Origin of the sequence: Novosphingobium profundi (assembly GCF_020524485.1) — a bacterium.
Taxonomy (GTDB): Bacteria; Pseudomonadota; Alphaproteobacteria; order Sphingomonadales; family Sphingomonadaceae; genus Novosphingobium; species Novosphingobium profundi_A.
Genome location: NZ_JAIVLF010000004.1, coordinates 680481 through 698391, shown reverse-complemented (window position 1 = coordinate 698391; position 17911 = coordinate 680481). Strand labels below are relative to the sequence as shown.

The window sequence follows — 17911 nt, the reverse complement described above, 5'->3', positions numbered from 1 at the left end:
CCGGATAGCTAGGGAAGTTCACCGGGGGACGGCGAAGACGTCGCCCCCGAAGACGGGAGAGTTGTGCAATGAACATCGCCTTCATCGGACTTGGCAACATGGGCGGCGGGATGGCCGCGAACCTGGTCAAGGCGGGCCATGTGGTCCAGGCCTTCGACCTGTCGGCCGAGGCATTGGCCCGCGCCGCCGAGCAGGGCTGCACGCCATGTGCAAGCGTGGAAGAGGCTGTCGCGGGGGCCGAGGCTGTCCTCTCGATGCTGCCCAATGGCGCCATCGTGAAGGCGGTGCTCACGCAGGAGGTGCTCGGCGTGGCGCCCAAAAGCGCCGTGCTGATCGACTGTTCGACCATCGATCTGGAGACCGCGCGCGAGGTCACCCTGCTGGCGCGGGAGGCAGGCTATCCGATGGTCGACGCGCCCGTTTCAGGCGGAATCGCGGCGGCAAGCGCGGGAACGCTGACCTTCATGGTCGGCGGCTCAGACGAAGCCTTCGCGCGCGCCGATCCGGTCCTTGAGCCCATGGCCAAGGCGGTGATCCGTGCCGGTGAAAGTGGGGCCGGGCAGATCGCCAAGATGTGCAACAACATGCTGCTGGCGGTCCACATGATCGGCACCTGCGAGGCGCTCAAACTGGCCGAGAAGGCCGGGCTCGATCCGCAGACGTTCTACGATATCTCGTCGAAATCGACGGGCTACTGCTGGTCGCTCAATGATTATACGCCGATGGCGGGGGTGGGGGCGGCAAGTCCGGCCGACAATGACTACACGGGCGGTTTCGCCGCCGCGCTCATGCTCAAGGACCTGAAGCTGGCGATGGCGGGAGCCGAAGGGGCCGGGGCCAGGGTTCCCATGGGCGAGCATGCCAAGGCGATCTACGAGGCCTTTGTCGAAGGGGGCGGGGGAGCCAAGGACTTTGGCGCGATCCTGACGACGCTCTAGGCCTCGGCATTCTCGCGCCGTACGGCCTTGGCGGCGCGCCGCCGGGCAATCTCGAAAGCTGGCAGTTTCATGCCCTTGGTCCGCCCGGTCAGGTGAATGTGCCCGCACAGTTCGCAGCGATAAGGGCGCAAGGGGAAGGGCGCTTTTTCGGCCACGCGCAGCGCCTCTTCCTCGCTCGCAAAGCGCTTCTTGCGCTGGCAGATGCCCGGCTTGGTGCGCATGGCGAGCGTGTCAGCGCAGGAGCGCGGGGCCAAGCAGCGCCAGCATCTTCACGTCCATCGCGTAGTCCCTGGCGCGAAAATCCGCGATGACCTCGCCGATTCGGGAGAGGGGCACGCGGTGCACCACGATGTTTTCATCGTCCACGCCGCCGCCCTCGCCGACCTTGACCAGATCGCGGGCGCGAAAGAGCGTGAAGCTCTCGCTCACCATGCCCGGCGAAGAGAAGAACTCGCCCATGTTCTCCATGGTCCCGGCGCGGTAGCCGGTCTCTTCCTCCAACTCGCGGATGGCGGCGTTGGCCGGGTCCTCATCCGCCATGTCGTTTTCATCACCAACCAGCCCTGCGGGCAGTTCGAGGCACCGGCGCTGGAGCGGCACGCGGTACTGGTCGACAAGGATCACGTTGTCCTCCTCGTCGATGGCGAGGATCACCGCGGCCTTGATGCCGCGCGCACGGCCGACGAATTCCCAGCGTCCCCGGGTCTTGGCGGTGATGTAGTCACCCTGCCACTTGATTTCCTCAGGAGCGTTCGCATCGGGGGGAAGGTTCATACTTCGATCAGCCTGTCCGGAAGTTCGTTGATATCATCGTCCGCGCGCGGGAAGTGCGGGGCAACGATGGCCCCCACCTTGAGAACGGCCGCGCACATTCCATCCGCGACGCGTCCCTCGCGCACATGGCCCAGCATCGCCTGCATCGCCTCGCCCCAGACCTCGGGGTCCACCTTGGTGGCGATGGCCTGGTCGGCGACGATTTCGGCGCGGTGTTCACGCATGGAGAGGTAGATGAGGACCCCGGTGCGCCCCACGGTGCGCTGCTCGGCGCCGATGCGAAACGCCCGCACGGCACGCTCGTGGACGCGTGCGGTCTTCACAGGGCCTGGGATCACGGCGAACTTGAGCGGCGTCCAAAGCTGCAGCAGGTAGGTGCCCGCGAACTTGAGCGTGGCAAAGCCCGCGGCCAGACCCACGATCGCGCGCGGGGTCCATTCGTGGCCCCAGTCGGCGAGCGCCCAGTCGTAAAGCCCCATGTAGAACTCGGGGAACAGGCTGAGCGCGGCCAGAGCCAGCAGCGCCACGCCCGCGCACCAGGTCAGCGCGACGTCGGTATAGCCGTCCGAACGGTCGGCCAGGATCGTGACGATCTCGCCCGCACTTTGCAGTTCGGCCTTGGCAACCGCCGCGCTGATCTGCGCGTGATCGGCCTCGGTGAGATAGGTGGGAGCAGGTTTCATTGTCGTGTCTCCTACCAGCTGCCGCTCGCGCCGCCACCGCCGAAGCTGCCGCCGCCGCCGGAAAATCCGCCGCCGCCAAAACCGCCCCCGCCACCAAAGCCGCCACCACCGCCCCAGTGGTCGTCATCATCGCCCCAGCCACCTCCGGGGATCCAGATGAAACCCGGGCCGCTCGAACGGCGTCGTCCGCGCCCGCCCCGGGCCTCGTTGACCATGGGGGCGACGACGAAGAAGAGGACGAGGAGGATGAAGAAAACCGTGCCGGCCGAGATGCCGCTGCCGCCTTCACGCGCCTGCTGGTCGGCCTGTTCGGCCAGCTTGCGCGCCTCTTCGGGCGGCAGCATGATCAGCCTGGCGATGGCCGCCGTGCCTGCCGCGATGCCGCCGGGATAGTCGCCCTTCTTGAAGGCGGGCAGGATGTTTTCATCGATGATGAGGCGGCTCATGCCGTCGGTCAGGATGGGTTCGAGCCCATAGCCGACCTCGATCCGAACCTTGCGCGCGTTGGGCGCGACGATCAGGAGCGCGCCGTTGTTCGTGTCCTTCTGGCCGATCCCCCAGGCACGGCCCAGCTGGTAGCCGTAGTCGGCAATGTCGTAGCCTTGCAGATCGGGGATCGTGGCAACGACCAGCTGGCGGCCAGACTGCTTTTCCAGTGCGGCGAGCTGCTGGGTCAGGCGGGCTTCCTCGGCGTCGGGAATGATCCCGGCCTGGTCGACTACCCGGCCCGTGAGCTTGGGAAACTGCGGCGCGGCCTGCGCCCCTTGCACGAAGAGCAGGGAGCACAGGGCAAGCGCGAGAGCGGCGAAAACCTGCCGGAGACGGGTCACCGGATCAGAGCTTGCCTTCGAGGGACGGGTTGGTGTCCGCGTTGGGCGTGGTCGCCTTGTAGGGGACCAGCGGCTCCGCACCGCGCAGCTGCGCGCCGATCATCGAGGGGAAGGTGCGCACCTCGGTGTTGTAGTCCTGAACGGCCGCGTTGTAGTCACGGATCGAGATCGTGATGCGGTTTGCGGTACCTTCCAGCTGGCTTTGCAGCATGCGGTAATTCTCGTTCGACGTGATGTTGGGATAGGCCTCGAAACTGGCCATCAGACGGCCCAGACCTGCCGTGAGCTGGTTCTGCGCCTGCGAGAACTGATCCATCTTGGCCGGATCGCCCAGGTCATCGCCGGTGATCTGGATCGAGGTCGCCTTGGCGCGGGCCTCGGTGACGCCGGTGAGGATTTCCTTCTCCTGCTCGGCCGCGCCCTTGGCAACGGCGGCGAGGTTGGGGATAAGGTCCGCGCGGCGCTGGAAGTTGGCTTCGACGTCCGCCCACTTGGCCTTGGCCGCTTCCTGCTTGGTGGGCACCGAGTTGAAGCCGCAGGCCGCAAGCGAGAGCGCTGCGAGGCCGACGAGCAGGATACGTCCCTTGCGGGCCGCGTTCGACAGGGTCATTGGGGTATGTCCTCCACTTGAAGTCCTCGCGCGGGAAGGCGAAAACTCTCCACGATATAGCCTAGATAGCGTCCGGTGATGACGGTTCAACCGCAGCGGCCCCTGCTGTGGGCAACAAAAAGCACGCTCGCGTGTTTGCGGGCGTCAACAAACCTTTGTGTGCCGGGGCGCCCTGTGCATAGTCGTGCGATCGTGTTCATCATGGGGCAAAGGCATGACAGTCTTCGAAGAATTCAAGAAGTTCATTTCGCGCGGCAACGTGCTCGACCTGGCGGTCGGCGTGATGATCGGTGCCGCGTTCGGCAAGATCGTGACCTCGCTCACCGAGAACGTCATCATGCCCGTCATCGGCGCCATGATGGGAGATCTCGACTTCTCCAAGTACTTCGTCCTCCTGGGCGAGATCCCGGCGGATTATACCGGCTCGCTCACCGACTACACCGCGCTCAAGGCGGCGGGCGTCGCGATGATCGGGTATGGCGTGTTCATCACCCAGATCATCAACTTCCTCATCATCGCGGCGGTGCTCTTCATGCTGGTGCGTACGATCAACAAGGTGATCGACGAGATGGAAGCCAAGAAGAAAGAGGCCGAGGTTACCGCCGAGGCGCCCGCTGTTCCCACCGATCCGCAGCTCGATACGCTGCGCGAAATTCTCGAGGAACTGCGCAAGTCGGGGAAAGCGCCTCCGATGGCGTGACACACGCCCTTCACATTCCGGGAAAACGCCCTATATGGGCACCTGTCGGTTTCGGCCGACTATGACGATAAAGTGTACCGTGCAATAGGCACAGCGGACCCGGGGGCGGTACCCGGCGGCTCCACCATCACCCGTCCTGGAACTTCTTGCGAAGGTCAGGACAACCCTGTTGTCGCAGGGGTGTTGACGGGGCCGAACTAGGATCGACGTGTGTTGAAAAGCGGTGTTTTCGTCCGGGCTGAGTAACCCGTTAAAGGCTCAAAACTCATAAGTGCCAACGACAACGAAGCACTCGCTCTCGCCGCGTAATTCTAGGGGCTAACGCCCTGAAGTTACAAAGCTAAAGCGCGGTTGGACCCACCGGGCAACAGAAGCGGATTCCAGGGGCCCGGGGTGAGCCTGGCAACAGAATCACCCCACCGTTTCCGACATTTCGAGTGGAATGGTTTGGCCGTGCAGGCGTGCCGTCTCAGGCCGCTTCGCGTCCAGCGTCGAGGGCATCGTCCTGCGGTGCACTGTGGCGGATCGTCGCGACATTTGGCGTGCCGCGCACGTGCCGCGCGACAAAGGCAGCCTTCTCATACTTGATGCAGTCGAGGATCTTGGCGCCGGCCATGAAGACCGCGCCTGTACAGGCGAGAAAGAGGAGCTTGCCCCCGGTCCCGGGAAACTGCACGAGATAGGTCTGTCCACGCTGCACGGCGCCCGTCGCCAGAGCGTAGATGATCATGTACGCTTCCCAATGGGTCTTGATTACAAACAGGCGGGCGACTTTTCGAAGCATTTCCATCCTCTTGGCGCTCCTCCTGTCAAGCAAGGGGCATGCCAGTGCCGCGATCCCGGGGGACTCGATCACTAACAGCTCCTTACTTGTAAGGCATGCCGACGCCCGGTGTAATACAAGGCTACACCGATTCCGATGGAACGTGCGGGCCTTGCGCCTTGCCGAGACTTGCGCATCGCGCGAATTTGCGGCATAGGGCCCTCAATCCTCCCCAGGACATACATGGTACTGTCTGAAGTGCGCCCGACTCGGTTTGAGCTCGCGCGCATCATGGTGTGAGGATTTATGACCAAGAGGATCGAACGCTGCGGCCTTCGCGTCGATGCGGCTCTCGCGCAGTTCATCGAGAACGAGGTTCTGCCCCCGATCGGCCAGGACGCGGATGCGTTCTGGAGTGGCTTTGCTGCAATCGTGGGCGAATACGCGCCGCGTAACCGCGCGCTGCTGCAAACGCGCGAGGATCTGCAAGCGCGGATCGATGCCTGGCATGAAGAGCGTGCCGGCCAGCCCCTCGACGCGCAGGCCTACGAGGCCTTCCTGCGCGAGATCGGCTACCTCGTCCCCGAGCCGGGGGACTTCACCATCGCCACGAAGAACGTCGATCCCGAGATCGCGACGATGGCCGGGCCGCAGCTGGTCGTGCCCGTTCTCAACGCGCGCTTCCTCTTGAACGCGGCCAATGCGCGCCGGGGCAGCCTCTACGATGCCTTCTATGGGACCGATGCGCTCGACGCGCCGCCCGCGCAGGGCCCGGGCTATGATCCACAGCGCGGGGGCGCTGTCATCGCGGCCGGACGTGATTTCCTGGACCGCGCGATCCCGCTCGCACGCGGGTCCTGGGCCGACCTGAGCGATGTTGCGCAGCGCGTTCTTGCCGACGATACCCAGTACCTGGGTGAGACGGAAAAGGGCCTGGTCTTCACCAACAACGGCCTCACCATCGAGCTTGTCTTCGATCCCCAAAGCCCGGTCGGGCAGGGGGATCGCATGGGTTTGTCCGATATCGTGCTCGAAGCCGCTCTCACGACCATCGTCGATCTGGAGGATTCGGTTGCGGCGGTCGATGCCGAGGACAAGATCGCGGCCTATGCGAACTGGCTGGGCGTGATCCGCGGCGATCTGTCCGACACCTTCGAGAAGGGCGGAAAGACCCAGACCCGCACGCTCTCGCCCGACACGCCAATGGTGACGCGCGAAGGCGAACGGACCGCACTTCCCGGCCGCTCGCTGCTGTTCGTCCGCAACGTCGGCCACCTGATGACCAACCCGTCGGTCCTGCTCCCCGATGGAAGCGAGACTCCCGAGGGCATTCTCGATGCCGTCGTCACCAGCGCCATCTCGACGCAGGACGTGAAGGGGCTGACGCGGCACGGCAACAGCCGTCAGGGCTCCATCTACATCGTGAAGCCCAAGATGCATGGGCCCGAGGAATGCGCTTTCACCGATGATCTGTTCAACGCGGTCGAGGATCTTCTCGGTCTGGCGCGGCACACCATCAAGGTTGGCGTCATGGACGAGGAGCGCCGCACTTCGGCGAATCTGGCCGCCTGCATCGCGGCCGTGAAGGAGCGTGTCGTCTTCATCAACACCGGCTTCCTCGACCGCACAGGCGACGAGATCCACACCTCGATGCGCGCCGGGCCAATGATCCGGAAGGCCGACATCAAGGGCTCGACCTGGATTTCAGCTTACGAGACGCGCAACGTCGCGATTGGCCTCAAGCATGGCCTGTCGGGCATCGCGCAGATCGGCAAGGGCATGTGGGCGGCTCCTGACCGGATGCACGACATGCTCGCGCAGAAGATCGGCCACCCGCGCACGGGTGCGAACACCGCGTGGGTTCCCTCGCCCACGGCCGCGACGCTCCACGCCATGCACTACCACCAGGTCGATGTCTTCGGCCTGCGCGAAGAGATTGCGCAGGAGGCGATCCCGGGGCTCGACCAGTTGCTCCAGATCCCGCTCGCCAACGGGGCCAACTGGTCGCCCGAGGAGGTTCGCGAGGAGCTGGACAACAACGCGCAAGGGCTGCTCGGCTATGTCGTGCGCTGGATCGACCAGGGCGTTGGCTGCTCCAAGGTTCCCGACATCAACGACGTGGGCCTGATGGAAGACCGCGCGACCTTGCGCATTTCCAGCCAGCACATGGCCAACTGGCTGCTGCATGGGGTGTGCACCCGCGAGCAGGTCCTGGATTCGCTGCAGCGCATGGCGGCCAAGGTCGATGCGCAGAACGCAGGCGATCCCCTCTATGAGCCGATGGATGGCAACTGGGAGCGCAGTCTCGCCTTCCAGGCGGCCTGCGACCTCGTCTTCAAGGGTGTCGAGCAGCCGAGCGGGTACACCGAGCCCCTGCTGCACGCCTGGCGCCTCAAGAAGAAGTCGCTGGTCCTCGCGGCCTGATCTTGCCGGGCGCCTGGTCCTGCTCGCAGGGCAGGGCTAGGCGCGCCGCCGCCTGAAAGGTATCCTCCCGTCCACAAGGCCCGCCAAGGGCTGTTGCCGGGAGGATCTTTCATGGCTCTACGACGCTCTCTTCGCCTGTCGCTCGGCGTGCTGCTGGGCAGCGTGGCGCTTTGCACAGGCGCTTCGGTTTCAGGGCAGGGCGATCCTGAAGTCGCGCTGGTCGCGGTCGAGAGCGAGCACCTGGCTCCTTCCGTACCGATGCCGCGCTTCAAGGCGGATGCGAGCTGGCCGAAGCTTCCGGCCGACACCATACTGGGGCAGATCCCCGGGCTGTCTGTCGGGCCCGATGACAGCGTGTGGATCGTCCAGCGGCCCAATTCGCTCGACGTGCACGAGGCGGGTCTGGCCGCCGATCCGCCCACGACGCTCAGCTGCTGCCGACCCGCGCCCCACGTCATCAACTTCGCGCCAGATGGCACCATTCGCCGCGCCTGGGGCGGGGAAAGTCACGCTCCCGAAATCGGGGGGACTTCGCAGTGGCCGGCCAATGTCCACGGTCTCTTTGCCGCGCGCGACGGCACGGTCTGGATAGGCGGGAATGGGAAGGACGATCATGTCGTGCTCCAATTCACGGCCGATGGCCGCTTTCTGCGCCAGTTCGGCCAGCGCGGCAAAAGCGAAGGCAACGCGAGTTCGCGCTATCTCGGCAATCCGTCCGATGTCTTTGCCGATGGGGACAGCGTGCTGGTGTCCGATGGCTATATCAACAAGCGGATCGTGCAGTTGAGGCAGAAGGACCTGGCGTTCCTGCGGCTCTGGGGGGCGTATGGCGCCAAGCCCGGAGGCGGAACGCGCGCGCAGCCATTCGACCAGAGCCAGGCGGCCAGTACCGGCGATGGCGGTGCCGATCCTGCCTCGCGCTCCTTCGGTGATATCGTGCACTGCGTGGAGCGGGGGCCGGAAGGGCTCATTTACGTCTGCGACCGGCGCAACAACCGCATTCAGGTCTTCCGTGAAACGCCGGGTGAGGGGGATGAATCCGGCGGGCTGGAGTTTGTCCGCGACATCGTTATTGCGCCGCGGACCGGAGGGCTGCGCTCGGCCTCGGACGTCGCCTTTTCACCCGATGGGACCTATATGTACGTTGCCGATATGGCCAATGCGAAGGTCTGGATCCTGGGGCGTGAGAGCGGCGAGGTGATCGGGAATTTCGGACGCGTCGGGCGCTATCCGGGCCAGTTCTTCTGGCTTCACTCGGTCGCGGTCGATAGCCGCGGCAATGTCTATACAACCGAGGTTGGAACCGGGCGCAGGGTCCAGAAATTCGTGCCGGTTGGCCTGATCCGATAATCCAGGTTTTACGTAGGTTTACGTTTTTTAATCTGCAAAATAGCATTTTGTTGTAGATTGGCGGGCAGACGCAGCGGGCGCGTCACGCAAAAAGGTCTTGCCATGCCGTTCCACAAACAGCGTCGCGAAGAGCGGATCGATCTGGCTCTGGAGGCCGTTCTCGAGGTCGGTGATCGCGACTGTCCCGTCACTCTGGTGAATGGCGCGTCGGGAGGCGTCCTGGCTCTCCTCGATACACCGCCTCCGCGCGGGACGGCGGTTTCTCTGAGGGTGGCCGGGCGGCATCTCGATGGGCAGGTTCGCTGGCGCGGGGCAGATCGCTGCGGCATCGCGTTTCGCGAGCCGGTCGATGTCGCGGCCCTGCAGGCGGGGCGCTTGCTGCGTGCCGGACCACCGCCGATGGCGCATCCCGGCGACAGCTATCGTGGCCCACGCGGTTTTCTGCGCACGATCATACACGACGTCCCACCATCGGGGCGCCTTCTCAATTTGGCGCTTCTCATTTTGGCACTGCTGTGCACGCTGCTCGCGATTTCGCGCTTGAGTGCGCCGCCCGTCACGGGTTTGCAGACGGTTCCTTACGCGCGTTTCGACTGACCCAGTGTGCGGGCAATCGCCACGAACTCGGCGACCGAGAGCGTTTCTGCGCGGCGCTGGGGATCGATGCCGAGTTCCTCGAGTGCGGCGAGCGCGCCGGGCACGCCCTTCAGGCTCTGGCGCAGCATCTTGCGGCGCTGCCCGAAGGCGGCTTCTGTCACGCGCTCGAGCAGGCGCATCGAGACCCCCTCGGGGGCTTCGCCGGGTACCACGTGCACAATGGCGGACATGACCTTGGGCGGCGGTGTGAAGGCGCTGCGGTGGACCTTGAGTGCAAGCTTTGCCTTGGCGCGCCACTGCGCGAGTACGGCGAGGCGGCCATAGGCCGAGGTGTTCGTCTCGGCGACGATGCGCCGGGCAACCTCTTCCTGGAACATGAGCGTGAGCGAGCGCCACTGCGGCGGCCATTCCTCGCCTGAAAGCCAGCCTGTGAACAGCGCGGTGCCCACGTTGTAGGGCAGGTTTGCGACGATGTGGTAGGGCCCCTCGAACAGCGTGGCGGGCGCGATTTTCATCGCATCGCCCTCGATCACCTTGAGCTTGCCCGGAAAAGCGGCTTCCACTTCGGCGAGGGCAGGGAGGCAGCGCCGGTCCATCTCGATCGCGGTCACCTCGGCGCCCGCGCGCAGGAGCGCACGGGTGAGGCCGCCGGGACCGGGGCCGACCTCGAGCACCTTCTCACCCTCGAGCGATCCGGGGATGGCGGCAATGCGGTCCAGCAACTGCTCGTCGAACAGGAAGTTCTGGCCGAGTGCCTTCGAGGCGGAGAGGCCGTGGCGGGCGATAACCTCGCGCAAGGGGGGAAGCGTGCTCATGGCAGGGGATCGTTCATGGAAGAAGGCCCGCCGTGCGGCGGGCGGCGCATTCGCCGGCCATGCGCAGCGCCGCGATCATGGCGCCGGGGCTCGCGATGTTGCGCCCCGCGATGCCGAAGGCGGTGCCGTGGTCGGGCGAGGTGCGGATGATGGGAAGGCCGAGCGTCACGTTGACGCCCGCGTCAAAGTCGAGCGTCTTGATCGGGATCAGCGCCTGGTCGTGGTACATGCACAAGGCCACGTCGTAGCCCGCACGCTCGTGCGCGGCGAACAGCGCGTCGGCCGGGTGCGGGCCGGTGACGGCCAGCCCCTCGGCCTGGAGCTGGGCAATGGCGGGCGCGATGACCTGGATTTCCTCATCGCCCATGCGCCCGTCCTCGCCTGCGTGCGGGTTGAGCCCGGTAATGGCGATACGCGGAGCCGCAAGGCCAAAGTCACGCACTAGCGCGCGCGCAACGATGCGGGCCTTGTGGGTGATGAGTTCGGGCGTGATCAGTCCGGGGACGCGGGCAAGCGGCTCGTGCACGGTCAGCGGCACGGTGCGCAAGTTGGGCCCGGCCAGCATCATGACGGCATCGTCGGGGCCAAGGGCGCAGGCCTCGGCCAGAAACTCGGTCTGCCCGGGATGGGCGAACCCGACGGTCGCAAGACGCGCCTTGGCGATCGGGCCGGTGACGACCGCGCCTGCCGCGCCAGTGCGGGCAAGGTCGGTCGCCTCGGTCAGCGAATGAAGGGCAAGGCGCGCGCCAGCCTCGTCAGGCTCGCCGAACTGCGGGGCGCAGTCGGCTTCGCCAAGAACTGGCAGGGCCTCCTCGAAGATCTCGAATGCTTCGGCCGGACGCTCGATCTGGCGGACGGGCAGGGTGTGTCCGCGCGAGGCGGCGGCCATACCCAGCGTCAGTGCGCCGCCGACCGCGAAGAAGGGCGAGAGGCCCGCCTCGCGGCGCTGCAGCCAGGCTTCGGCGATCAGTTCGGGGGCGATCCCCGCCGGATCGCCGAGCGAGACCGCGACAGGCGCGGCGCTAGGCCTGGTCCCAGTCGGAGCTACGGGCGGAGCGGGGGCAGGGCTGTCCATCGGCTCAGCGCTTCGGCCCTGCGTCAGTTGTACTCGATGACGGCATCGCGGCGAAGATCGCGCAGGTACATCTGCGCGCGCTTGTTGATGCGTTCGTCTTCCATCTGCGCCATGAGCTGGTCGAAGTTGGGGCCGCTGCTGGTCTGCGGATCGTCGCGGCCGCACAGCATGAGCATGCGCACGCCGTCTTCGAGCGAGCCAAACGGGGGCAGGCTTTCACCCGGCGAGAGCTGGAGGATCGCCGACTGGATCTGGGCGGGCAGGTCGCGCGCCTTGACCTGGTCGTTGGTGACGACCTGCGCGCCGATGGTGGCGGCGACTTCCTCGACGTTGCCGCAGCCCTTGGCGCTCTGGATCGTCTTGGCGAAATCCTCGGCGCGCTGGCCGGCCTGGGCCTCGGTGGTGCCCTGGGGGAAGGTGATCGAGATCTGCTTGAGCGAAAGGATCGCATCGCGCGGATCGGCGGTCAGGACCTGGCGCTTGTCGATGAGGTAGAGGATGTCGAAGCCGCCGGGGACCTCGACCGGGCCGACGAGCTGGCCGGGCTGCATTTCGCGCGCGACCGTGGCAAGCTCGGCAGGAAGCTGCGCGAGGCGAATCCAGCCAAGGTCACCGCCGACTGCGGCGGTCGAGGCCTGCGAGTACTGGCGGGCATAGGCGACGAAGCTGCCGCCCTCGCGGATCTGCTGCACGATCTGCGAGGCGTTGTTGTAGACCTGCTCGCGCGCTTCGGCAGGGGCGGCAAGGTAGATTTCGCCGATGCGGTATTCCTCGGTGCCCTTGGACGCCTCGAGGCGCTGGATCGTCTCGTTCACCTCGTCCTCGGAGACGTTGATGAAGGGGGCGATGTTGCGCTGGAGCAGGCGCTGCCAGGACATTTCACCACGGATCTGGCGCTTGAGCGATTCGGCCGAGGAGCCGATGCGCTTGAGGTAGGCGTCCATCGCCGAGGTGTCCTGGTCGAAGTTCTGCGCCGCGACGCGGGCGTAGGACTGGTCGATCTCGGCCTGGGCGACCTCGACCTCGTTGGCCTCGGCTTCCTGGATCTGGAGCGTTTCGTCGATGAGGTTGCGCAGGACCTGGAGGCGCAGGCGCTTCTGGTCTTCTTCGCTCAGCTCGTTCTGGTTGGCCGCGAGGATCAGCGCGAGGCGCTGGTCAACGTCGGTGCCGGTGATGACATCGCCGTTTACCACGGCCGTTGCCTTGCGCACGTTGGGGTTGTCGTTGCCGAAGATCTTGACGTCGTCGGGGATGACGATCGCGCCCTGGGGGGCGGACTGCGCGCTCGCAGCGCCCGTGCCCAGCACGCCCGCAAGGACGGCGAGCGAGGCAACGCCGGCCAGAGTGCGCTTCAGGAACCTGTTGCGATTGACTGCTACCACCGTGATTTCAATCCCGTATTCGGCCAACCCAGGAGGGTGGCTCCGCCCGAGGCGGAAAAATGTGTCGCCCGCCTGCTGAGTGCGGACATGGATGCGCCTACCTGCCGCAAAACGGCTTAACGCAAGCTGTCGCGGCGGGGCTTATCGGAAAATGCGCTCACCCGATAGCGGCTTTGTGGACCGCTGCCAACGCCGGGCGTGGCAGGCGGTCCGCGTAAGACCGTTCGATGCGGGCCCCGTCAATGCAGGCCAATGTTCTTGAGGCTGAAGCTGATCAGGAACGAGTTGCCACGCCGCGCGTCGCCATTCGAGACATAATCGCGCCGCCAGGTGAAGCCGACGCGCAGGCAGTCGTCCTCGTAAGAGGCGCCAAAGCGGGTGCGCAGCGGCTGGAAGCCGTCCGAACCCGAAACCGGGTCCTCGCTGGCATCGGTCAGGTTGATGACCGCCGAGCCGAACAGCGACCAGTGGCGGGCAAAGGCAACGCGGCCCGCGGCGCGAAGCTCCTGCCGGTCGCGAAGGTCTTCCACGCGGCCCAGTTCGGAATCGTCAGGCAGGTCGACGGTGTAGATATTGCGGTTGAGGTCGGTGTAGCCGACTTCAAGATAGGTCTTGGAATTGCCGATCACCGCGTCGATCTCGTTGCGGCGCACCGCCAGGCTCGATTTGTCGAGGCGGAAGCGGTGGATCAGGCGTACGAAATTGCGATAGCGCAGCTCGGTGCGGCCCACGATATCCGAGAAGGTGCCGGTGAAGCCGGTGCCGTCGGGGGCGATATTGTCATCGCCCGACATGCGGATGCTCTGGCCGATCTGCGAGGTGATACGCCAGCGCGAACGCTCGAAGCGCCAGTCCAGACCATAAGTCATGCGCGTGCCGTCCTCGATCCGGTCGTAGCCGGGGAAGCGGTTGAGCGCGAAGAGATTGCTCGTTTCCAGCTCGATCGCGCGTGCATCCTCGTTGGGGATCGAAAGATTGCGCGTGTCGGGCGCGGCGACGAACTGGACGCGCGGGGTGAGGACCTGGTGGCCGCCGAAGACTTCGCCGACCATCGGCCATTCCACATCAAGCGCGGCGAGGGCCACGCCGCGCGTCTGCCATCCCGGCTGGCCACGGTAGAGGAGGGTGTTCGTCCCGTAGTTCTCGTCGGAGTGGTAGATGTCGCCGCGCACGAGGCCGGTCGCGGTGACGACCTGGCCCATTCCGGTGACTTCGCGGCGCGACCACTGCGCGCTGGCAAAGGCGCGCTGGGTGTCCTGACCATCGGTGCGGGTGAGTGCGAGGGCGTTGAGTTGGGTCTCGATGCGCCCGCCTGCGACCGGGTCCTTGAAGCGGCGGCGGTAGTCGATGGCTGGCAGCGCAATCGGGATCTGGCCCTGGTCGCGGGTCGACTGCATGGTCTGCGTGGCATAGCCCGCAATCGAGAGGTAGCTTTTCGCGTCGATCCGTTCGAGCTCGACGAGCGAGCGCAAACGGTCATCGCGGCTGATGTCGTAGCGGCGCAGGAACGTGCGGTCGGTCGCGCGGCGCAGGAACCCGGTCACGCTCCAGTGTTCGCTCAGCTGGAACTTGCCGTTGGCCTCGACATAGCCGCGAAAGGCGCTGCTGCCGGTCGGGCTGCCGCTCGAACCATAGATCGGGATGCGCTCGCTCGAGGTTGCATAGCCGGTGATCTGGTAGGCGCCCTTGTCGGTCAGCGCGCGGTATTCGACCGAGCCCATCGGGGCGGATTCGGTGAAGAGGTGCAGTGTCCCCGTAATGTCGCGGTTCTTGTCGATCTTCCAGTAATAGGGAATGCCGACTTCGATGCCGTTCGAGGGCGAGGAGCGCAGGTCCGGAATGAGGAAGCCCGAGACCGCATCGCCGTCGGTGCTGATGGTAAGGCCCAGCAGCGGCAATTGCACCGTGCCGAACAGTTCAAGGCGTGCATCGCTGAAGCGCACGCGCTGCTCAGCCTCGGAATAAGTCACGCTCTTGGCAACGACCTTCCAGGTCGGCTCCTTGGGGCAATCGCCGCGGCCCACGACCGAGCACCCGGTGTAGGCCGCATGGTTCAGGATGACATCGCCGTTGCCCAGACGCTGGCCGTCCTTGGCGGCGAGGCGTCCACCTTCGCGCAGGACCAGCAGCAGGTTTTCCAGCATGCCGGTCTTCAATTCGTCGGTGAGCTCGACCTCGTCGCTGAAGACCTGGTTGCCGCGTTCGTCGACAAGGCGCACGTTGCCCGTGGCGAGGATTTTGCCGCTGGTACGGTTCCAGGTGACCGAATCGGCACGCACCGATTGCCCGTCGCGGCGCAGCACGACGTTGCCGCTGGCGGTCACGCTCTCGCCGTTCTCGTCGTATTCCACAACATCGGCTTCGAAGGCGACCGGGACCGCCTCTTCGGTGGCGGGCGCGGGTTCGGGCGGCGCTTCGGTGATCGGGGCCGTTCCCGGCGTGCGGGTCAAGTCCTGCGCTGCGGCGCTTGCAGGCAGAAGCGCAGCGGCCCCCCCCGTGGCGAGGGCAAGCGTGAGAGCGTTCAGCGAAACAGGTCGCAAGCGGGAGAAAATGGCTTGCAGGGGAGACGATGCGGCTGGGAGCATGGCTTGCCTATCGCACCGCCTGTGCCTAACTGCAATCCATGCTTGCGGTGAAGCGCACAGCCCTGCCGCTCATCCGGCACCGGGGCGGTGTGGTACACCTGCAAAAAGGTGAGAGTTCAGGAGAATTCATGAAGATCCAGTTTCTTGACGCGGCGTCCCCCTCCAGCGCGCGTCTCGTCGTCCGTTTTGTAAACCAGGACGCAGTGCCCGCCGATCTTGAGCCGGTGCTGGCCGAAGGTGCGAAGCTCTCGCGCTTTGCGGGCAAGCCGGGCCAGGTCTTCGACGGGTTCGTGGAACGTGGCGGGGCAACCGTGCGCGCGGTCCTGGCCGGGATCGGTGGTCCCGATGCCGCCGACCGCAGCGCCGCGATCGAGCGTGCCGCGGCGGCCGTGACGGCCAGGTTCCTGACCTCGGGCGAGGAGGCGATCGCCTTTGATCTGACCGGCGCAGGCTTCTCGGCCGAGGATGCCGTGGCGGCTCTGACGGGTGCCGAGCTGCGTTCGTGGACCTGGACCAAGTACCGCACCACCCTCAAGGATGAGCAGAAGGTCAGTCTCACCTCGCTTGACCTCGTCGGCGCGCCCGAGGGTGCCGAAGCGCTCTGGGCCGTGGAAAAGGGTGTCGCCGAGGGCGTCGCCTTCACCCGCGAACTGGTGACCGAACCGGCCAACACGATCTACCCCGAAAGCTTTGTCGAGCGTTGCCAGGCGCGCATGGAAGGCAGCGGCCTCGTCATTCGCGTCCTCGACGATGCCGAAATGGCCGAACTGGGCATGGGCGCGCTTCTCGGCGTCGCGCAGGGTTCGGTGCGCCCTGCGCGTCTGCTCGTCATGGAGTGGAACGGCGGCACCGAGGGCGACAAGCCGGTGGCCTTCGTGGGCAAGGGTGTGACCTTCGACACCGGCGGCATCAGCCTCAAGCAGCCCGGCGGCATGGAAGACATGAAGTGGGACATGGGCGGCGCCGGTGCGGTGGCTGGCACCATGCTCGCGCTCGCCAAGCGCAAGGCCAAGGCCAACGTGGTCGGTCTGTGCGGCCTTGTCGAGAACATGCCCGACGGCAACGCGCAGCGTCCCGGTGACGTGGTCACCACGATGTCGGGTCAGACCGTGGAAGTCATCAACACCGACGCCGAAGGCCGTCTGGTCATGTGCGATGTCCTGACCTACGCGCAGCAGACTTACGATCCGGTCCGCATTCTCGACGTGGCGACCCTCACCGGCGCGATCCTGATCTCGCTGGCGCACGAATACGCAGGGCTGTTCTCGAACGACGACGATCTCGCCGCCGATCTCGACGCCGCGGGCACCGCATCGGGCGACAAGGTGTGGCGCATGCCGATGGGCGCGGCCTACGACAAGCAGCTCGACAGCGCGATTGCCGACATGAAGAACGTGGGCACCCGCTTTGGCGGTTCGATCACCGCCGCGCAGTACCTGCAGCGCTTCATCGACAAGGGGCGGCCCTGGGCGCACCTCGACATCGCGGGCATGGCCTGGGCTGACAAGCCCGGCGCCACCTGGGGCAAGGGCGCGACCGGCTACGGCGTGCGCCTGCTCGACCGCCTCATCCGCGACACCGCGGAAGGCTGAGACAGGGCAGGGGGCACGGCCGATGCGCGTGATGTTCTACCAGCTCAGCCGTGACCCCGCCCACGCCGTGGTCCCGCTTCTGGCGAAGAAGTCGCTGGAGGCGGGGGCGCGTGTTCTCGTCGTCTCGGGCGAGGAGCGCCAGCGCGCGGAAATCTCGCGCGGGCTCTGGACGCTCTCCCCGCAGAGCTTCCTCGCCAATGGCGAGGCAAGCGATCCCCACGCCGAGCGCCAGCCGATCCTCCTGTCGGGGGAGGTTGCGCCCGCCAACGGCGCACGCTTCCTGTTCCTGGCCGATGGGCACTGGCGCGAAGGCGAAGGGGAGGCTCCTTTCGAGCGGGTCTTCTATCTGTTCGACAACGATACCCTTCAGGAGGCCCGGCAGGTCTGGAAGGACCTGCGCGGCCGTGACGGCGTGACCAAGGAATACTGGGCGCAGGAAGACGGGCGCTGGGCGAAGAAGGCCTCCGAATAGTCCGGCCTGGACCCCGGTATTGACGCGGACGGACGGTCCCGATCTAGTGCGCTGACTGTATAGACAGGGGACCAATAGGCATGATCAGGACGGCTTCGACACGTTTCTCGCTGGGGGTCGTGGGCGGTCTCCTCGTCGGCGTGATTATTGACAATATCGCGCTGGGCCTTGTTCTCGGGCTGATGCTCGGGGCAGGCGGGGCAAAGCTTGGCACGGCGGGCGAGGACGACGCCGATCAGGATAGCGGGACACCCGCCGATTGACATTGGCGCAGCCGGTGCCCACAGGCTCTGGCGCGCTTGGCTGGCCTCCGGGTCCAAC

At 65.8% G+C, this 17911-nt stretch carries 17 protein-coding genes, 1 other RNA gene and 1 pseudogene; 9 read left to right on the top strand and 10 right to left on the bottom strand.

The window, feature by feature from the left end; translation table 11 throughout:
* Window positions 1–47 precede the first annotated feature (47 nt).
* Window positions 48–938, top strand: a pseudogene (mmsB, locus tag LC060_RS13650) (3-hydroxyisobutyrate dehydrogenase); the annotation flags it as partial.
* Here mmsB and LC060_RS13645 read toward each other — a convergent pair.
* From LC060_RS13645 to LC060_RS13625, 5 genes are read right to left on the bottom strand one after another with little or no spacing between them, the layout of a single operon-like run.
* Window positions 935–1192, bottom strand: a complete 258-nt coding sequence (locus LC060_RS13645) for a hypothetical protein (protein ID WP_319005428.1) — start codon at window positions 1190–1192, stop codon at window positions 935–937. The pseudogene mmsB and the gene LC060_RS13645 overlap by 4 nt on opposite strands.
* Complete coding sequence (locus LC060_RS13640; protein ID WP_226636395.1) at window positions 1170–1712, bottom strand: NUDIX hydrolase; 543 nt, start codon at window positions 1710–1712, stop codon at window positions 1170–1172. The genes LC060_RS13645 and LC060_RS13640 overlap by 23 nt, the downstream gene beginning before the upstream one ends.
* The gene (locus LC060_RS13635) at window positions 1709–2395 is read right to left on the bottom strand and encodes a TPM domain-containing protein (protein WP_226636393.1); all 687 of its coding nucleotides are present in this window, start codon (window positions 2393–2395) and stop codon (window positions 1709–1711) included. Before LC060_RS13635 ends, LC060_RS13640 begins: the two co-directional genes overlap by 4 nt.
* Before the next feature lie 11 nt (window positions 2396–2406).
* Window positions 2407–3225, bottom strand: coding sequence for a TPM domain-containing protein (locus tag LC060_RS13630; RefSeq protein WP_226636391.1), 819 nt, complete (start codon window positions 3223–3225; stop codon window positions 2407–2409).
* Window positions 3226–3229: 4 nt separating this feature from the next.
* On the bottom strand, window positions 3230–3835 hold the full coding sequence (locus LC060_RS13625; RefSeq protein ID WP_226636383.1) for a LemA family protein: 606 nt from the start codon (window positions 3833–3835) through the stop codon (window positions 3230–3232).
* 214 nt (window positions 3836–4049) lie between these two features.
* Between LC060_RS13625 and mscL the strand changes: the two genes are divergently transcribed.
* Window positions 4050–4535, top strand: coding sequence for a large conductance mechanosensitive channel protein MscL (gene mscL / locus LC060_RS13620; RefSeq protein ID WP_226636381.1), 486 nt, complete (start codon window positions 4050–4052; stop codon window positions 4533–4535).
* Window positions 4536–4540: 5 nt separating this feature from the next.
* Window positions 4541–4956, top strand: a transfer-messenger RNA (tmRNA) gene (gene ssrA, locus LC060_RS13615).
* 48 nt (window positions 4957–5004) lie between these two features.
* On the opposite strand, the gene LC060_RS13610 is transcribed toward ssrA, so the two are convergent.
* Entirely contained in the window at window positions 5005–5319 is a 315-nt protein-coding gene (locus tag LC060_RS13610) for a hypothetical protein (RefSeq protein WP_226636562.1), read from the bottom strand.
* 285 nt (window positions 5320–5604) lie between these two features.
* Between LC060_RS13610 and LC060_RS13605 the strand changes: the two genes are divergently transcribed.
* The 3 genes from LC060_RS13605 (at window position 5605) to LC060_RS13595 (ending at window position 9669) form a co-directional block, all read left to right on the top strand.
* Window positions 5605–7722, top strand: coding sequence for a malate synthase G (locus LC060_RS13605; RefSeq protein WP_226636379.1), 2118 nt, complete (start codon window positions 5605–5607; stop codon window positions 7720–7722).
* A 111-nt stretch (window positions 7723–7833) separates the two neighbouring features.
* On the top strand, window positions 7834–9072 hold the full coding sequence (locus LC060_RS13600; protein ID WP_226636377.1) for a hypothetical protein: 1239 nt from the start codon (window positions 7834–7836) through the stop codon (window positions 9070–9072).
* A gap of 102 nt (window positions 9073–9174) precedes the next feature.
* Window positions 9175–9669, top strand: a complete 495-nt coding sequence (locus LC060_RS13595) for a PilZ domain-containing protein (protein ID WP_226636370.1) — start codon at window positions 9175–9177, stop codon at window positions 9667–9669.
* Here LC060_RS13595 and rsmA read toward each other — a convergent pair.
* The 4 genes from rsmA to LC060_RS13575 form a co-directional block, all read right to left on the bottom strand.
* The gene (rsmA, locus tag LC060_RS13590; RefSeq protein ID WP_226636368.1) at window positions 9651–10484 is read right to left on the bottom strand and encodes a 16S rRNA (adenine(1518)-N(6)/adenine(1519)-N(6))-dimethyltransferase RsmA; all 834 of its coding nucleotides are present in this window, start codon (window positions 10482–10484) and stop codon (window positions 9651–9653) included. The two genes, LC060_RS13595 and rsmA, sit on opposite strands and share 19 nt — an antisense overlap.
* 13 nt (window positions 10485–10497) lie before the next feature.
* Window positions 10498–11559, bottom strand: a complete 1062-nt coding sequence (gene pdxA / locus LC060_RS13585) for a 4-hydroxythreonine-4-phosphate dehydrogenase PdxA (RefSeq protein ID WP_226636366.1) — start codon at window positions 11557–11559, stop codon at window positions 10498–10500.
* 23 nt (window positions 11560–11582) lie between these two features.
* Window positions 11583–12941 carry a peptidylprolyl isomerase gene (locus LC060_RS13580; protein ID WP_226636364.1) on the bottom strand — a complete coding sequence of 453 codons (1359 nt, stop codon included), beginning with the start codon at window positions 12939–12941 and terminating at the stop codon, window positions 11583–11585.
* 239 nt (window positions 12942–13180) lie between these two features.
* The gene (locus LC060_RS13575; protein WP_226636363.1) at window positions 13181–15526 is read right to left on the bottom strand and encodes an LPS assembly protein LptD; all 2346 of its coding nucleotides are present in this window, start codon (window positions 15524–15526) and stop codon (window positions 13181–13183) included.
* 128 nt (window positions 15527–15654) lie between these two features.
* On the opposite strand from LC060_RS13575, the gene LC060_RS13570 reads away from it, so the two are divergent.
* From LC060_RS13570 to LC060_RS13560, 3 genes are all read left to right on the top strand, one after another.
* Window positions 15655–17118, top strand: a complete 1464-nt coding sequence (locus LC060_RS13570; protein WP_226636360.1) for a leucyl aminopeptidase — start codon at window positions 15655–15657, stop codon at window positions 17116–17118.
* Window positions 17119–17140: 22 nt separating this feature from the next.
* A complete protein-coding gene (locus tag LC060_RS13565) occupies window positions 17141–17590 on the top strand; it encodes a DNA polymerase III subunit chi (protein WP_039394698.1) in 450 nt (149 codons plus the stop codon).
* A gap of 80 nt (window positions 17591–17670) precedes the next feature.
* Entirely contained in the window at window positions 17671–17853 is a 183-nt protein-coding gene (locus LC060_RS13560) for a hypothetical protein (protein WP_226636358.1), read from the top strand.
* The last annotated feature ends 58 nt before the right edge of the window (window positions 17854–17911 follow it).

Excerpts from the sequence above, each read along its gene's own strand:
- LC060_RS13610 (WP_226636562.1), bottom strand. The coding sequence starts at position 5,319 with ATGCTTCGAAAAGTCGCCCGCCTGTTTGTAATCAAGACCCATTGGGAA.
- LC060_RS13595 (WP_226636370.1), top strand. The coding sequence starts at position 9,175 with ATGCCGTTCCACAAACAGCGTCGCGAAGAGCGGATCGATCTGGCTCTG.
- LC060_RS13570 (WP_226636360.1), top strand. The coding sequence starts at position 15,655 with ATGAAGATCCAGTTTCTTGACGCGGCGTCCCCCTCCAGCGCGCGTCTC.
- LC060_RS13635 (WP_226636393.1), bottom strand. The coding sequence starts at position 2,395 with ATGAAACCTGCTCCCACCTATCTCACCGAGGCCGATCACGCGCAGATC.
- LC060_RS13575 (WP_226636363.1), bottom strand. The coding sequence starts at position 15,526 with ATGCTCCCAGCCGCATCGTCTCCCCTGCAAGCCATTTTCTCCCGCTTG.
- mscL (WP_226636381.1), top strand. The coding sequence starts at position 4,050 with ATGACAGTCTTCGAAGAATTCAAGAAGTTCATTTCGCGCGGCAACGTG.
- rsmA (WP_226636368.1), bottom strand. The coding sequence starts at position 10,484 with ATGAGCACGCTTCCCCCCTTGCGCGAGGTTATCGCCCGCCACGGCCTC.
- LC060_RS13600 (WP_226636377.1), top strand. The coding sequence starts at position 7,834 with ATGGCTCTACGACGCTCTCTTCGCCTGTCGCTCGGCGTGCTGCTGGGC.
- LC060_RS13560 (WP_226636358.1), top strand. The coding sequence starts at position 17,671 with ATGATCAGGACGGCTTCGACACGTTTCTCGCTGGGGGTCGTGGGCGGT.
- LC060_RS13565 (WP_039394698.1), top strand. The coding sequence starts at position 17,141 with ATGCGCGTGATGTTCTACCAGCTCAGCCGTGACCCCGCCCACGCCGTG.
- LC060_RS13640 (WP_226636395.1), bottom strand. The coding sequence starts at position 1,712 with ATGAACCTTCCCCCCGATGCGAACGCTCCTGAGGAAATCAAGTGGCAG.
- LC060_RS13605 (WP_226636379.1), top strand. The coding sequence starts at position 5,605 with ATGACCAAGAGGATCGAACGCTGCGGCCTTCGCGTCGATGCGGCTCTC.
- LC060_RS13625 (WP_226636383.1), bottom strand. The coding sequence starts at position 3,835 with ATGACCCTGTCGAACGCGGCCCGCAAGGGACGTATCCTGCTCGTCGGC.
- pdxA (WP_226636366.1), bottom strand. The coding sequence starts at position 11,559 with ATGGACAGCCCTGCCCCCGCTCCGCCCGTAGCTCCGACTGGGACCAGG.